A 15,591-nucleotide genomic window follows, 5' to 3' on the forward strand; every position below is an offset into this window, starting at 1 on the left:
GATTTCTCATGACAGAAAAAAAGGCGCTCTCGCGCAGCCTATCAGCACGGCATGTCAGTATGATTGCCTTAGGCGGAACCATTGGTACCGGTTTATTTTTAGGTTCAGGCGAATCCATTCATAAAGCTGGACCATTAATTTTGGTAATTTATCTTTTAACAGGCGCGTTTGTTTTTTTAATGATGCGCGCGCTCGGCGAATTGCTCTTATCCGATACACATAAAATCATTTTTATTGATTTTATTAAAGAATATCTCGGTGATCGCTGGGGCTTTATCATGGGCTGGACCTATTGGCTAGGCTGGTTAGTGATTGCCATGTCCGAATTGACTGCCGTGGGTAATTATATGCAGTTCTGGTTTCCCCATGTGCCGGCTTGGATTTGGGAATTAATCTTTTTAGGTGCTTTATATCTTATTAATATCACGGCGGTCAAAGCTTTCGGCGAAACCGAGTTTTGGTTTGCGTTAATTAAAATCGTAGCCATCTTAGCGATTATTGCCGTGGCTGTGATCATGGTCTTATTCCATACCAAAACCAATCACGGTTACGTCGAATTTAGTAATTTGTGGCGCTTTGGTGCCACTTCTGGCAATCTGAAAGAAATTATTTCCGCCTTTCAAATGGCATTTTTCTCTTTCTTGGGTGTCGAATTTGTCGGTGTATCTGCCGCCGAAACTAAGGATCCACAGGCGAATATTCCGCATGCGATTAATTCTGTCATTATGCGAATTTTGATTTTTTATATTGGCGCGTTAGCAGCCATCATGATCATTCAGCCCTGGACTGACTATAGCGCGGGGCACTCACCTTTTGTCCAAGTCTTTGGTGGGATTGGGATTAAGGCCGCGGCCGGCATTATCAATTTCGTCGTCTTAACGGCCGCCGCTTCGTCGTTAAACAGCTCCCTGTTTACTACAGGACGAATGTTATATTCCTTATGTAAACCGACTAGTTATTTTGCTAAACTCAACAAGAATCAAACACCTATGCGGGCCATTTCTTTTTCGACCTTATTAGTAGCAGCGGTCGTGATTGTTAATTATATTTTTCCTCAAGGTGCGTTTAAATTAATCACTTCCATTGCTTCAGCCGGCTTTTTAGTTATTTATATGTTCTTGATGGGCACCCACGCCAAGTACCGCCACTCTCAAAACTTTCAAACTAGCGAGCAGCACTTTTTAATGCCGGGTGCTCCAATTACTGATTATTTAACCATTATTTTTATGTTAATTATTTTTGGTATTTTACTATTCACTCCCGAAACGACTTGGACCACCATCGCGACCATTGGTTGGTTCATCGTTATTTATCTACTGAGTTTCAAAGCCGTGAAAAAGTAATGCAATTAACAAGTGGCAAAGTTTCGAATAATCTCGGAATTTTGCCACTTTTAATTATGTTAAACTAAAACTTGTAAAGTTAAGCTAAGGCAGTGGCTATTCCGAAAGGGAGTGGTGCTTATGGTGTAAAAACTGTAAACCCAGATCCTAAAGAAAGGAATAGCAAGTTGTTTCATTTGAACGTCCACGATCTTTGCCAAATAATCAATACGATTATTGACGTGGCAAGTTTCGTTTGGATGGTCAAACAAAGCACAAAAAAATAATCGCCTTAGCCATGCAGGGCTAACGATTATTTTATTTAGATAATTAAATTTAATAGTCGCCGTCTTGGCAACTTTACCAAAGAGTCAGTGTTCGTTGCGCTGACTCTTTTTATACCTAAATAATAACACAGAGTTAGTTGTCTTGCACTGATGCCAAATTATTGAATTTGTCTATGATAAAATATATTCAGTAAAGTCAATACTAAGGCGGTGACTATTCCTACAAAGGGAGTGGTGCTATGGTGTGTAAAAACTGTAAACCCAGATCCTAAAGAAAGGAATAGCAATTTGTTTCATTTGAATGTCCACGATCTTTGCCAAATAATCAATACGATTATTGACGTAGAAAGTTTCGTTTGGATGATCAAACAAAGCACAAAAAAGCTGAAATTATCCAGAAGATGAGTCAATTAGCGCAAGCATTACCTGAATTTGAGATTTTATGTAGTATTCCTGGAATTAATGAATTAAGTGCTAATTTAATAATCACCGAATTTAGTTTTTGTACCCTTAAGGATTTAGCAATCCTGTCAATCATTCATAATACAAAGGAGACTAATAATGGAAAACGCCAAAAATAAACAGACCGAAGCCAATAAGCGATGGCAAGAAAAAAATCGCGATCATACTAAATATTTAAGAAATCGATCAACTGCTAGGAGCTTTGTTAGAAAGTGGGCAACACTTGAAGATATTCAAGAATTGGAACAACTTATAGCAGAACGGAAAGATTTACTAAGCAAATAACTTTTAAAATGTGCTCTCATTGGTCGTTTGACAGACAGTTATCCATTTCAAGAGATTGAACTTGACCAATGTGGGCGCATTTTCCCATGATATTATATGTAGGTTGCGTCCCCGACACAGCAACAGTAGGGGGCGAAACTATTGTTTCAAAATATCCTAGCACCAATTATTGTTATTGCCGCTTTTAAATGGTGGATCAACAAACATTAATTGACGCGAAATAAAAAGGCATCTAGTTACTGTCCAAGGAAACTAGGTGTCTTTTTTATTATTAAGTTGCGTAAAACTAATGTTTCAAAATATCCATATGCATTTTAACACAAATATCATATCAAACGCCGGCGCTGCTCTTTTTCAATTTAAACAATACCAGATTTAACCAAGAATTTCAGCTAACAGAAAAACTGCCACCAACAATTGTTACATAAAGAATTAAACCTCTGCTTGATAAGCTAGTTGGCCATCTAAATAGGTAGCTTGCAATTTCATCTTTGGTGTTAACACGATGAAGTCAGCCGCGCGTCCTGGCAAAATAGCCCCGGCAGTTTGGTCAATGTGCACACTTTTGGCCGGTGTAGCAGCTGCCATTTGAATGGCCGCTTGCGGCGTTACCGTGTTCCAATCTACCAAATTTTTAATTGCATCATTCAATTTCAAAATGCTACCAGCCAAATTATGCGTTTCATCTTTCAACCGCGCCGTACCATCAGCCACAACAACGGGTAATTCTCCCAACATGTAATCCCCATCGGGCATTAAACCGGCTGACATACAATCCGTAACCAACACTACGTGTTCGGGCGATTTTTGTTTAATTAAAATTGCAGCCGCATTAGGATGAACATGGTGACCATCACAAATTAATTCAGCATTAACGTTGTTTAAACTCATGGCTGCTCCAACCATGCCCGGTTGACGATGATTCAAGCCACTCATGCCGTTATACGTATGAGTAAATGTTGTGGCTCCCGCTTCCACGCAAGCTTTGGCTTGCTCAAAAGTGGCAGATGAGTGCCCTAATGCCACGACTACTCCCGTTTGACTCACAGTACGCGTGAATTCGACCGCGCCTTGGCGTTCCGGAGCGATGGTAATTTGGCGCAACAAACCTTGAGCGGCATCTTGCCAATCGTTAAACGTATCAACATCCGGATCGCCAAAGTATTTCGGGTTTTGAGCACCTTTATGTTCCGGCGTAAAGAACGGGCCTTCAAAATTAATGCCCGCAATTTTAGCACCCGAAATTTGTTGATAATTTTGCGCGATGGTTTGACAAATAGCCGTTAATTCCGCTTTAGAACCGGTAATTGTTGTAGGTAACCACGAAGTAACCCCACACTTTAACAAAGCTTGCGCCATGGCTTCTAAACCGACCGGATCATTGTCCATCACATCGTGACCCGCCAGTCCATGAATATGCGTATCAATTAATCCCGGCGCAATCCACTGCTGGTCGTAATCAAGAATCTCGCCTTCTGGACGTTGGTCTTCTGGCAAGTACTGACCAAAGGTGCCGTCAGCATTAATCGCTAAATAACCACCATTTTCAGTCGTATTTTTCAAAAAAAACTTGGCTGCGTGAATATATTTCATTGACTTAAACCTCCATTTGCTTGCCTTAATTGTAACGAGCTTTCACAAGAAAGTAAATTAACGCTAAGAAAAAGAAAATGTGCGAATGAATCATTACGCAGCATTTTCTTTACTAAGCTAAATTTCAAATTAATTCAAAGTATTATTAACTGTCCAAGTAAGCGTGGATTGGTATTTTTTCGCCGCAGGTTGATCTTGCGTCGGTTGGAGATAAATCCCTTTCTTTGCTCCAGTCAAAGGCCACCAATTCGTGGCAAACTTCGCTGGTGAACTCGTGCTGGTACCTGTTTGAAAGACAGGCACATCCCCACTATTAATAACTTTGGCCACCGAACCAGCAGTACCATCTTGATAAATCAAATTAAACAAAGCATTACTGGAATCACAACGCACACCCACCGTGTAGTGGAAGGTGGCATTGGCAGGTGCTTCATATTTCAACTGGTAAGCGGTCTGCTTATTACTCGTATTGGCTGGACGATACTGGTCTGTCGTTTTCACCGAATTACGTGTATGGCGACCATAATCAATGTTGGTCGGAACCGTCAAAGTCACATCATATAGGTTATTGTACGTCAATGAACCCGAAGCACCTAAGTTCAATTGCTGCGTTGGAGCTGTAGCGGGGGCTTCTGGATCCGTTGTTTGTAAGGTTGAACCATGCAAAGTTAATTGCGTATCAGCTTTGGACTTCTGATAAGTCACCGGCGTATCCACTTCAAAACTCGTTCCGGCAGGAAAACTCGTTTGGGACAAATTAAAGTCTTTGGGAGTATAGGTCTTTTCGTAAGCAAAATTCGTTAACGTCTGGTCTTTTTGATTTGGGATATGCAAAATCACTTTTGCTGTTCCCTTCTGAATACCACTGCCATCATCGGCGGGTTGAGTTAAACGAAAATCCTTTAAACCGACGGTACTAATCTTTGGTTGATACAAATCTTTTTCCAGATAGTGTCCACTAGCCATATAGGTTTTGTGATCAGCGCTAGTCGTAGAATCTAGTAACTTGGTAGAATCATTTTGTTGATACAATTCTTTAGAACCGTTAAAGCCGGGCACATTTTCGACATGATAGTTATATTGTAATAAATCTGATGTGGCTAACTTGCCAGCAGCATCGGGCTTGACGTAGGGACTGAGGCCTTGTTGGTCATCACTGCCCTGAATATACAAAGTGTGATCACCTGGTGTTTGCGTCACTTGCCCAACGTCCCAAGTATGTTGGGCTAAGGCCGTCGAAGCTGGTGTAACATCCGCAGTTTGTGGCGTGGCTGTGGTGGTGTTCAGACTACCAGTGTCGCCTGCATCGTAACCTTTTAAATGAATAATATTCTTGTCGCTAATATCATCTTGATATTCTAACGGCACGGAAACTTTATCACCCAACAATACTTTCGGTCCCTGATAGACATTGGACTTGGCAGCAGCTTTTTGGTTAAAGCCTAAATACAAGCTATTAATATCTACATTTTTAGCAGCGGATTCTTGGTTATTAGCAACAGCACTAACCTTAACTGTATCATTGGGTTTTAAGGTTAAAGGTGTAAAACCAGTTTGACCACTATTCTTATCGTTATAATTCTTCACTGCTTGGTCAATATCAAAGGAGAAGTCACTTGTCCCCGTTGGCCAAGTAACAACTTGACCATTGGCTAAATATAACGGCGCCGCTGTAACTTTATTACCAAGATCCCAAGTGGTTTTTTTAGTGATGGGATCTGTACTATAAGCAATATCATCGTCATCATTTAAAATATCCGGCGTTGACGGACTAAAACTAGGAATATAACTCCCACCAGAAGGAGTAAAACTGCTGGCAATATAGCCTTGTGTATCCTGCTTATTAGGATCTGAAGCACTCGCATCTTCATTTGGAACAGTTCCCAAATCGTAATCTTTAGCTCCATCATTAACTACCACTTTCAGCATTGGCGGATCCGGATGAAAATCATCGTTAGAAGCATTCAATGACCCACTAACTGTGCGGGAACGCGGATCGATGACCGAAGTCTTCACGTGTTCCACCGGCCCATCAATTTCTGAAAAATGAATATGGCGGAATTCTTTAGAAATACCTGGATTAGACGTTGTTTGCATTTGATTCAAATAAGTTAATAATCGGCCAATCTCTGCCTGACTGCCAGTTAAGTCTTCGGGTGTCGTCGCTAGGACAAATTTCGTCAAATCAATACCAGTGGTTCCCCAACTATTGGCGAACGGAATACTGAGGTGTTGCATTGGTACGGGCTTTTGGTCATTGGTTGGAGAATCCTGAAAGCCAAACGATACTGATTGAGATTTAGAATTCGTCCCACTGGCAGCCATTTTGATATCGTAAGCTTTGATATCCGTCGCCGCACTCGGCGAAACCATACTTGATGAAGTCCCCGTGTTATTCCCCAAATTCAAATCAACACCTTGGGGTTTATACAAGCTGATGTCAGTAGTCCCTGTGACATTCAATAACTGCACATTACCAGAACTTGGTTGCTCAGGCGTATCCGCAATCTTTATATTAAAGTTTCCACCTTTACGCACATTGACCGTCGAAGCTCCTAACGTAAATAACCCTGAATTGCTGGCAGAGCCCAGATTATTTGCCGTAATATTAAAGTCCCCACGATCTAAATCAGCTTCACCACCAGCAAATTGAACTAATGGTTTAGTATCAGCCCCATCACTTTCCACATTAATAGCTTCGTCATCCGAACCTTGTTGATAACCGCCTGTGTTATAAATAATTTTTGAACCAGTACCGCCCATATAAAGCGCATTGGACGTCGTAGTTGTGGAATACGGATCGCTATAAGTAGCGGTCGTATCATAAGCACTCGTATCACCGCTTAACTGTGCCATGGAATCTTTCATCGAATCATTTTTGACATCAATGTTTAAATGGGTCCCGGGATTTAATGTTAAAACACCTGTATTCATTAAATAAAGTCCGGAGGAACCGTTGGGGGCATCTTCCCCACTGCCGCGCGGATAGAGATTAACCTCTGCACCTTGTTTCTTATCAGCATCACTCAATAGCGTGGCATTTTTCGTCAATTCCAACACATTACCATCATAAGTCGAGCCATTAAATACCGCGTCTGGTTCAAAGGTAACATTCGACACCTGCATAACTTGTTGACTACCCCAACCTTGACACGTATAAACTCGTTGATCCACTGGACTTTTATAATAATATAAAGAATAAGCCGTCGTGTGCCCCGAAATATAAACATTAGATGTTCCACTAGCTGTCCACAAAAATTGTGAACCATAATACGTAACGTCGCGATAAAACTCGTTAGAAACACTTGCAGCTCCAATTCCTAATCGTACAAATCCATAATAAGTGGAGCCATATAACTTTAAATTGTCTAATGTTACATTATCGGTTTGTGTTGAAGTATTTCGGGCAAAACGTAAACTATAGTTACCTGCATTAATTTTCGGCGTACTCTGATCCGGACCATGATTACCAACAATCGTCAAATTATGATTATCGGATGAATCACCAGGACGATCTGCTAAAACGGTAAAATTGCCAGTACCTCCACCGGAACCATCTCCAAGAACATCAGTTACCCCACTTAAATAACTATTAACAAAATTATACTTATTTAATAATGGATTATCCTTAAACACATCTGACGAAACAAAATCCAAGTCATTAACAATAATAATTCGCTTCACATCACTATAACTAGTAAACTTATCGCTACCAGTACCTTCATTAACATCAACAATATTGGCTGGTCCCGTGTTTTTAGTACCGTAAACCGCTAGTAAAAATTGCAAAACATTACGTACATAAACGGTTTTTCCATCTTCATCAGAATCAATACTCTGGGTTCCGGTACCATCACCACCAGTAATCGCCCCTGGTTGAACATCTTTCGTGGCATCAGCGTACATCCCATCACTAGGCCAGTTAATTTTGGAGGGATCAATTTTCGAATAGCCTAACTCTTCGAGTTTATCAGCATCGCCAAAACCAGTTTTGGAAACATTTTTATCTGTTTCTAATAACGAACTCGTAGCACTAGTAATTCTAGAATTGAACCGAGCCGGCGTACCACCAGTCGCTAGCAAACCACTATTTAGTTGCGCCAAGTCTTGCTGAAAGCTATCCGCATTAGCAGCCCCCTGAACCAGATTCCCCTGTTCACCACAAATAACTGTCAAAGAAAACAACATCAGACTAAAAATCAACCGAATTTTTTTCATATTATCCCCTAATATTCTTGATTATGTAATATAATTAAAATTATTTTGCTAATTTAACAAAAATAAATAATGATCCCCAAAAATAGGCATCTCATTTATAATTTAGTTTTAATTACACTAATAAAACAATCATTATATGATAATATCATCATTATGAATGCTTTTAAACCATATTTTTTACATTATTTATTTTTTTAGGCAAAAAATTAAGTTAAATCAAGGATAATAGCTGTTTCAAAAAGATATTTTTACATTTAAAGTTATTTTTTTTAGCTGTGGATACCACCTTAATTAATTTAATTTTAAACATTAATCCCAATCATTGTGAAAAAAATAATTTTTAATTAATTTTAATTAGATGTTAAGCTTACAAAAGCTCAACATACTAAAAAAGCAGTTTAGTTTTAGCAAGTCTAAACTACTTTTATCATTAAATGTCATTTTACTAAGAACCAAAGATTGAAGAAAATGCCGGTTTCAAAAGATGATTCTACTATAATATTAATATGCCTCCCAAAAATTAGGATAATAATTTTTGGAAGCATTTTTCATTGCTATCTCAATAAGACAAAATTGATATTTATAATTCAAAAAACTATCTGAAAAGTTATTAATTTAGCAATCTACTATTTATATATTTAGTGGCTTTAATTGATCGACGCGGTATTAAAGCTCTCAAAACAAGCAAGTGTGTATCTCTTAATAACAGGAGAGAAAGACCGACTAACGAAAGATTAAACTCAACAAGTCAAGCTGCTTCAACAAAGAAGCCAAAGTCTAGAGCAATCAAACCTGAAAATGCATATCGAGACCGAATTAAAAATATATTCATTACTAATCACCAAAGCATCAAGACCAAATAAAAAGGACCAACACCGATCGAATATCGGAAATTAGTCCTAATTTAAAAACTGTTTTACATTTTGGGTTCATATCACTTTTTTCATTACTAAACTTAATTATTCAAAGCATTATTAACCGTCCACGTTAGCATTGATTGATATTTTTTCGCTGCAGGTTTATCTTGCGTTGGTTGGAGATAAATTCCTTTCTTAGCTCCGGTCTTAAGCCACCAATCTTCGGCAAATGATGCCGTCGCACTAGGACCGGTACCTGTCTGAAAGACGGGCACGTCACTGTTAATAACCTTAGCCACTGAATCAGTAGTACCATCTTGATAAATCAAATTGAACAAAGCATTATTGGAATTACAACGCACATCCACTGTGTAATGGAAGTTGGAATTGGCAGGTTGCTCATATGTCAACTGGTAAGCGTTCTGCTTATTACTCGTATCCACTGGACAATACTGATCTGTCGTTTTAACCGAATTACGTGTATGCCGACCATAATCAATATTTCTTGGAACATTCAAAGTCACATCATATAGATTGTTGTAAGTCAGTGAACCCGAAGCACCTAAGTTCAATTGCTGGTCAGGTGCTTCCGGATCTGTTGTTTGTAAAGTTGAACCATGTAGAGTTAATTGCGTATCAGCTTTGGACTTTTTATACGTCAACGGTGTATCAACCTCAAAACTCGTTCCGGCAGGAAAACTCGTTCCCGTGAGTTTGAAATTACCCGGGGTATAGTGCTGACCATAAGCAAAGTCCGTTAACGTCTGGTCTCCTTGATTAGGAATGTGCAAAATCAATTTTGCAGTTTTCTTCTTAATGCCACCGCCATCATCGGCTGGTTCAGTCAAACAAAAATCCTTTAAGCCGACGGTACTCATCTTTGGTTGATACAGATCTTTTTCCAGATAATTTCCACTAGACAGATAGGATTGGTGCTCACCTTTAGCGGTCGTATCTAGCGGCTTGGTAAGATCATTTTGTTGATATAACTCTTTATAACCATTAAAGGCGGGAACATTTTCGACATGATAGTTATACTGCAATAGATCTGACGTAGCCAAATTGCCAGCAGCGTCCGGCTTGACATAGGGACTCAGGCCTTTTTGATCATCACTGCCCTGAATATACAGGGTGTGATCGCCTGGTGTTTGCGTCACATGATCAACATCCCAAGTATGTTTTGTTAAGGTAGGCACGTCTGGTGGCGTAACAGCTGGCGGTGTAACATCTGCAGTTTGAGGTGGAGTGTCTGTGGCGGTATTCAGGCTGGTAGTGCTTCCCTTTTTATCATAGCCCTTTAAGTGAATAATATTATTACTGCTAATATCATCTTGATATTCTAACGGTACAGAAACTTTGTCACCCAATAATACCTTTGGTCCTTGATAGACATTGGACTTGGCAGCGGCTTCTTGGTCAAAGCCCACATACAAACTATTGATATCCACAGTTTTAGTAGCAGACTCTTGGTTATTAGAGACGGCGCTAACCTTAACCGTATCATTCGGTTTTAAGGTTAACTTTGTAAAGCCATCCTTCCCCTCATTTTTAGTATTATAATTATCCACCGCTTTATCTATATCAAAGGAGAAGTGAGGAATATTATTCTTGTCAACTTGCCAAGCGACACCTTGATCCCCGGATAAATATAACGGCGGATCTTTAACTTGCTTACCAATATCCCAAGTGGTTTTGTGAGTGGTGGGATCTGTACTATAAGCAATGTCATCGTCATCATTTAAAATATCGGGCGTTGACGGACTAAAACCAGGAATATAACTCCCACCAGAAGGAGTAAAACTGCTGGCAATATAGCCCTGTGTATCCTGCTTATCAGCACTCGCATCTTCATTTGGAACAGTTCCCAGATCATAATCTTTCCCTCCATCATTAACTACCACTTTCAGCATCGGCGGATCCGGATGGAAATCATCTTCTGACTTATTCAAAGAGCCGCTAACCGTACGTGAGCGTGGATCTATAATCGGGGTACTAACGTGTTCAACTGGTCCATCAATTTCTGAAAAATGGATATGGCTAAATTCTTTAGAAATACCTGGATTAGACGTTGTTTGCATTTGATTTAAATAAGTTAATAATCGTCCAATCTCTGCCTGACTACCAGTTAAGTCTTCGGGTGTCGTCGCTAGGACAAATTTCGTCAAATCAATACCAATGGTTCCCCAACTATTAGCGAACGGAATACTGAGGTGTTGCATTGGCACCGGCTTTTGGTCATTGATTGGAGAATCATTAAAGCCAAACGATACTGATTGAGATTTAGAATTCGTCCCACTGGCAGCCATTTTGATATCGTAAGCCTTGATATCCGTCGCCGCACTTGGCGAAACAATATTCGATGAAGCATTATTATTAGTACCAAGATTCAGATCAACGTTTTGCGGTTTATACAAGTTGATATTAGTACCCCCAGTAACATTTAACAACTGCACATTACCTGAACTGGATTGCCTAGGCGTATCTGCAATTTTAATATTAAAGTTCCCACCTTTTCGCACATTTACGGTCGAAGCTCCTAACGTAAATAATCCTGAATTGCTGGCAGAGCCCAGATTATTTGCCGTAATATTAAAGTCCCCACGATTTAAATCAGCTGTACCACCATCAAACCGGACTAGTGGGTTAGTGTCAGCTCCCTCACTCGTAATATTAATAGCTTCATCCAAACCTTTTTGATAGCCACCTGAATTATAAGTAATATTTGAACCAGTACCACCCATGTAAATCGCATTAGCCGTCATAGTGGAAGAAATTGGATCATTATAATTATCAGTCGTATCATAGGCACTCGTATCACCACTTAACTGTGCCATCGAGTCTTTCATCGAATCATTTTTGACATCGATATTGAGATGAGTATTAGGATTTAATGTCAAAATACCATTACTCATTAAGCATAGTCCAGATGAACCACTGTGTTGATTTTCACCACTACCGCGCGGATAGAGATTAACTTCCGCTCCTTGTTTCTTATCATCATCCCCCAATAACGTAGCATTACCGGTCAAATCCAACACATTACCGTTATAAGTGGAACCATTAAATACGGCATCTGGTTCAAAGGTTACATTCGACACCTCCATGACTTGTTGATTACCAGGCCCCTGACACAGATAAATTCGTTGATCCACTGGACTTTTATAATAATATAATGAATAAGCCGTAGTATGACCAGAAATATAAACATTAGAATATCCAGAAGTATCACTTTTAGCTCTAGTCCACAAAAATTGCGCACCATAATAAGTGATATCACGATAAAATTCATTGTTAGAGCTATTAGAATAATTTCCTAATCGGACAAAACCATAAAAAGTCGAACCATAAAGCTGAAGATTATCTAATGTGATATTATCCGTTTGATTAGAATTGTTTTGTGCAAACCGTAAGCTATAATTACCTGCATTAATTTTAGGAGTACTTTGATCTGGACCATGATTACCCACAATCGTCAAATGATGATTAGTTGCTGAATCACCTGGTCGAGCCGCTAAAACAGTATAGTGATATAGTCCCCCGCCATCACTAGGACTAGGACTAGGACTAGAATCTGTTACCCCACTTAAGCTACTCTTTCCTTTAAAATACTTAGCTAAAAGCGGATTATCCGCATTAAACACATCAGTAGAAACAAAATCCAAGTCTTGAACCACAATGATACGCTTAACCGGACTTGTGGACGTCATTGCATTACTACCAGTACCAGAACCATTCCCCTCATCAATATCAGCAGTATTGGCTGGTCCCTTGTTTTTAGTACCGTAAACCGCTAGTAAAAATTGCAAAACATTGCGTACATAAACGGTTTTTCCATCTTCATCAGAATCAATACTCTGGGTTCCGGTACCATCACCAGTAATCGCCCCTGGTTGAACATCTTTCGTGGCATCAGCATACATCCCATCACTAGGCCAGTTAATTTTGGAGGGATCAATTTTTGAATAGCCTAACTCTTCAAGTTTGTCAGCATCGCCAAAACCACCCTGCGAAACGCTGTCATCCGTCTTTAATAATGGAGCCGTAGCACTAGTAATATTAGAACTAAACTGGGCTGGCGTACCACCAGTTGGAGGCAAACCACTATTTAGTTGCGCCAAGTCTTGCTGAAAACTATCAGCATTAGCAGCCCCCCGAACAAGATTCCCCTGTTCACCGCAAACGATCGTCAAAGAAAGCAACATCAAACTAAAAATCCACCGAATTCTTTTCATATTATCCCCTAATATTCATGATTATGTAATATGATTTAAATATCATTAAAATTATTTTGTTAATTTAACTAAGATGACTTTTTATCTAAAAAATAATTGTATCATTTATAATTTAGTTCTAATTACATACACAAAATAATCATTACATAATGATATCATCATTAGACTCACTTTTAAACAACATCTGTACATTATTTATGTTTTTAGGATAAAAATTCAGTCATAGCAGGTATAATATCTGTTTTCAAAAAGATATTTTTTCATTTAAAGTTGTTTATTTAGTGCCAATACACCACCTTAATTAAATTAGTTTCAATCATTCAGCTCAACAATCGTGAAAAAATGAATTTTAAGCTAGCTTTAACTAGCTGTTAAGTTTATAACCATAAAAAAAGCAGTTTAGGCTTAAAGAACAATTCCTAAACTGCTTTCATCATTAAATTGTCATTTCACTAAGATCTTTGGGTTGAAGACAGTCACTACTCATTGGCTAATGACCATTCACTTCAAGTTGAAGAAAAACACCGGCTGCAACGCATGATTCTGCTATAATACTTGTGAGTAAAGTTACTGCTAAGGTGGCGACTATTCCGCAAGGAAGTGGTGCTTATGGTGTTAATGCTGTAATCCCAGAGCCTATTGAAAGGAATAGCAATTTGAAACTACTAGCTATTGCTTATCTAATCCATAGTTTCATTGGATTAGTCCGCATAGTTGTAGAACTTGTCAAGTTCATAAACAAGACAAGAAAATAGCCATCCTTAGCTTGTTGATATGCCCCCAAAAATTAAGACAACAATCTTAATTTTTGGAGGCATTTTTTATGAGCAGATTATCTAAACAAGACAAAATTGATATTTACAATTTATGGAAAAATTATTCATACGGAATTAAGGAACTGTCCGAAAAGTTCTTGATTGAGCGATCTACTATTATATATTTGGTGGCTTTACTTGATCGACACGGTATTGAACTGCTGGATCGCCCATATATGCCCCATTCTGTAGAATTTAAAGAACAAGCAATCAATCGTGTATTACTGAATCACGAAACCATCTACTCGGTTTCTATTGATTTAGGATTAAAAAATCGATCGATATTACAATCTTGGATACGCAAATACAAAACAGACGGGTATAATGTGATTAATCATAAGAGAGGAAGACCAACTCATGAACGATCAAGCTCAACAAATCAAGCTTCTCCAACAAAAAATCCAAGACTTAGAGCAGCAGAACTTGAAAATGCATGTCGAGATCGAATTAAGAAAAAAGTTAAATACTCTGATCGACCAGTCCGATCAGAGGAACTAGTTCAAGCAATTATCAAGGTAAGAAAAGAATTCCGCGTCAGCGTTGAGTATGTCCTTAAAATCATTAATGAATGTTCTGATTTACCCAATTTATCCCGTAGTAACTACTACTATACAATCAATAAAACTGATAAAGATACCAAAAACCAAGCTTTAATGATCCAGATTAAAGAGATTTATGAAACTAACTGTCATCGCTATGGTTATCGTAGAATTACTTGTGAGTTAAGACGCAGAGGTATTATCGTCAATCATAAAAAGGTCTTACGCCTAATGAACAAACTAAAAATTTCAGGAATAGTTAGTAAAAAGCACAGTAAGTACAACAGTTATCGTGGACGCCAAGGTCATATCAAAGACAATTTAATTCAACGCAATTTTAGTGCAAATAAACCTAATCATAAGTGGTATTGTGACGTGACTGAGTTCAATCTTCATGGTCAGAAGACATATCTATCGCCTATCATGGATGGGTGTACGCAAGAAATTATTTCCTACACCATTTCTCGTAGTCCTAATCTCCAACAAACAATGACTATGTTGGAAAAAGCAGAGCATAAATATCCAAACTTGAAAGGTATCATTATGCACTCTGATCAAGGCTGGCAGTATCAACACCAAAGATTTCAATCATGGTTAAAACAACGTGGAATCAAACAATCCATGTCACGTAAAGGAAATTCACTCGACGATGGCTTAATGGAGGGCTTCTTTGGTATACTCAAGCGAGAAATGTATTATGGCTTTGAGAAACAATTTGAAAGCTTAGATGACTTAGAGGTAGCAATCAAGGAATATATTCATTACTATAATCATCAGAGAATCAAGATAAAATTAAAAGGACTAACACCGATTGAGTATCGGAAATTAGTCCTAAGTTAAAATTTAAAAACTGTCTTACTTTTTGGGTTCATATCACACAGAGCTAGATGACTATTTCAACAATTTTTAATAAATAGAATAGTCGCTGCTTTGGCAGCTTTACTAAAGAGTCAGTGTAACCAGCGCTGGCTCTTTTTCTAT

General features: G+C 38.7%; 7 protein-coding genes. 4 read left to right on the forward strand and 3 right to left on the reverse strand.

All coding sequences use genetic code 11. From position 1 onward, the window contains the following. Window positions 1-8 precede the first annotated feature (8 nt). From AC3B5B_RS03190 to AC3B5B_RS03200, 3 genes are all read left to right on the forward strand, one after another. Window positions 9-1,343 (forward strand): amino acid permease, encoded by a 1,335-nt coding sequence (locus tag AC3B5B_RS03190; protein WP_489757012.1) that lies wholly within the window; start codon window positions 9-11, stop codon window positions 1,341-1,343. Window positions 1,344-1,965: 622 nt separating this feature from the next. Next, complete coding sequence (locus AC3B5B_RS03195; protein WP_489769861.1) at window positions 1,966-2,190, forward strand: hypothetical protein; 225 nt, start codon at window positions 1,966-1,968, stop codon at window positions 2,188-2,190. Beyond that, entirely contained in the window at window positions 2,171-2,356 is a 186-nt protein-coding gene (locus tag AC3B5B_RS03200) for a hypothetical protein (RefSeq protein ID WP_489769275.1), read from the forward strand. The genes AC3B5B_RS03195 and AC3B5B_RS03200 overlap by 20 nt, the downstream gene beginning before the upstream one ends. 432 nt (window positions 2,357-2,788) lie before the next feature. On the opposite strand, the gene nagA is transcribed toward AC3B5B_RS03200, so the two are convergent. From nagA to AC3B5B_RS03215, 3 genes are all read right to left on the reverse strand, one after another. After that, a complete protein-coding gene (nagA, locus tag AC3B5B_RS03205; RefSeq protein ID WP_489769276.1) occupies window positions 2,789-3,949 on the reverse strand; it encodes an N-acetylglucosamine-6-phosphate deacetylase in 1,161 nt (386 codons plus the stop codon). Window positions 3,950-4,078: 129 nt separating this feature from the next. Next, window positions 4,079-8,167, reverse strand: coding sequence for a hypothetical protein (locus AC3B5B_RS03210; RefSeq protein ID WP_489769277.1), 4,089 nt, complete (start codon window positions 8,165-8,167; stop codon window positions 4,079-4,081). Between the two features lie 955 nt (window positions 8,168-9,122). Further along, window positions 9,123-13,256, reverse strand: a complete 4,134-nt coding sequence (locus tag AC3B5B_RS03215) for a pectate lyase-like adhesive domain-containing protein (RefSeq protein ID WP_489769278.1) — start codon at window positions 13,254-13,256, stop codon at window positions 9,123-9,125. 823 nt (window positions 13,257-14,079) lie between these two features. Here AC3B5B_RS03215 and AC3B5B_RS03220 point away from each other — a divergent pair. Then, window positions 14,080-15,450 carry an IS3 family transposase gene (locus AC3B5B_RS03220; protein WP_489769279.1) on the forward strand — a complete coding sequence of 457 codons (1,371 nt, stop codon included), beginning with the start codon at window positions 14,080-14,082 and terminating at the stop codon, window positions 15,448-15,450. Window positions 15,451-15,591: the final 141 nt, after the last annotated feature.

Source organism: Bombilactobacillus sp. ESL1187, assembly GCF_058107155.1.